This is a genomic window from Flavobacterium sp. UBA4197 (genome assembly GCF_002379575.1).
GTDB classification, from domain to species: Bacteria; Bacteroidota; Bacteroidia; order Flavobacteriales; family Flavobacteriaceae; genus Flavobacterium; species Flavobacterium inviolabile.
In genome coordinates, this window is sequence record NZ_DFUB01000033.1 from 1 (window position 1) to 2,383 (window position 2,383).

The 2,383-nt window shown below is 46.0% G+C and carries 1 protein-coding gene; it reads left to right on the forward strand.

The window, feature by feature from the left end; genetic code table 11:
- A partial coding sequence (locus B3394_RS16680) for a beta strand repeat-containing protein (protein WP_414654278.1) occupies positions 1-2,383 on the forward strand: 2,383 nt, incomplete at both ends.

Here is a 2,383-nt window from a genome sequence, read left to right on the forward strand (position 1 = left end):
TAAATCCAAACGGAAGCGTGGATGTTATTCCGGGTACGCCTGGAGGTACACATACCTTAACCTATCAGATATGTGAAATTGCAAATCCGACCAATTGTGATACGGCAGTAGTTACTGTTTTTGTAATGACTCCGCAAATCACATTAACCAAAGAAGCCTTAAACGGTACTTATAATGCTGTAGGAAACATTATTAACTATACACTTACCGTAACAAATACCGGAAATGTGGCTATTACAAACCTTTTGGTTACAGATAATAATGCCGATGCAGGAAGTATTTCTCCGGCAACAATAGCAACTTTGGGTGCCGGACAACATACAACAGTTTCAGCAACACATACGATTACACAAGCAGATTTGAATAATGGTTTTGTACACAATCTGGCAACAGTAACCGGTCAGGATCCTGTTGGAGGAACAGTTACAGACGAATCGGAAGATCCGACAAATCCGGCTCAACCGGGTGACAACGGATATGACCCTTCATGTCCAAAATGTACAGTAACACCATTAACACAAAATCCGGCTATTGCTTTAGTAAAAACAGCGGTATTTAACGATACGAATGCCGATACATTTGCCCAGGTTGGTGAAACGATCACCTACACGTTCACGGTAACCAATACCGGAAACGTAACGGTAAACGGATTGGTCATCAACGATACACAGATCGGATTGACAAATGCAGCGGTAACACCGGCTACATTAGCACCGGGCGCTACCGGAACGGCAACGGCTACCTATGTCTTGACACAAACGGATATCAATGCCGGACAAATCAGCAACACGGCTATTGCAACCGGAACCACACCACAAGGCGGTTCGGTTCAGGATACCTCGGGTACTTCAACCACAAACGATACGCCAACAGTAACACCATTAGCACAAAATCCGGCTATCGCTTTAGTAAAAACAGCAGTATTTAACGATACGAATGCTGATACATTTGCACAGGTTGGTGAAACCATCACCTATACGTTCACGGTAACCAATACCGGAAATGTAACGGTAAACGGATTGGTCATCAACGATACGCAGATCGGACTGACGAATGCAGCGGTAACACCGGCTACTTTAGCACCGGGCGCTACGGGAACGGCAACCGCTACCTATGTATTGACACAAACGGACATCAATGGCGGACAGATCAGTAATACAGCTATTGCAACCGGTAATACACCACAAGGCGGTACAGTTCAGGATACTTCTGGTACTTCAACGACAAACGATACGCCAACGGTAACACCATTACCACAAAATCCGGCTATCGCTTTAGTAAAAACAGCAGTATTTAATGATACGAATGCCGATACGTTTGCACAGGTTGGTGAAACGATCACCTACACGTTCACAGTAACCAATACTGGAAACGTAACGGTAAACGGATTGGTCATCAACGATACGCAGATCGGACTGACGAATGCAGCGGTAACACCGGCTACATTAGTACCGGGAGCAACTGGTACTGCAACGGCTACGTATGTCTTGACCCAAACGGATATCAATGCCGGACAAATCAGCAACACGGCTATTGCAACCGGTAACACGCCACAAGGCGGTACGGTTCAGGATACATCCGGAACCAGTACAACAAACGATACGCCAACGGTAACACCATTACCGCAAAATCCGGCTATTGCTTTAGTAAAAACAGCAGTATTTAACGATATGAATGCTGATACATTTGCACAGGTTGGTGAAACGATCACCTACACGTTCACGGTAACCAATACCGGAAACGTAACGGTAAATGGATTGGTCATCAACGATACACAGATCGGATTGACGAATGCAGCGGTAACACCGGCTACATTAGCACCGGGCGCTACCGGAACGGCAACGGCTACCTATGTCTTGACACAAACGGATATTAACGCCGGACAAATCAGCAACACAGCTATTGCAACAGGTAACACGCCACAAGGCGGTACGGTTCAGGATACTTCTGGTACTTCAACTACAAACGATACGCCAACGGTAACACCGTTACCGCAAAATCCGGCTATTGCTTTAGTAAAAACAGCAGTATTTAACGATACGAATGCTGATACATTTGCCCAGGTTGGTGAAACGATCACGTACACGTTCACAGTAACAAACACCGGAAACGTAACGATAAACGGATTGGTAATCAACGATACACAGATCGGATTAACGAATGCAGCGGTAACACCGGCTACATTAGCACCGGGCGCTACCGGAACGGCAACGGCTACCTATGTACTGACACAAACGGACATCAATGCCGGACAAATCAGTAACACGGCTATTGCAACAGGAACCACGCCACAAGGTGGTACGGTTCAGGATACTTCTGGTACTTCAACCACAAACGATACGCCAACGGTAACACCGTTACCGCAAAATCCGGCTATTGCTTT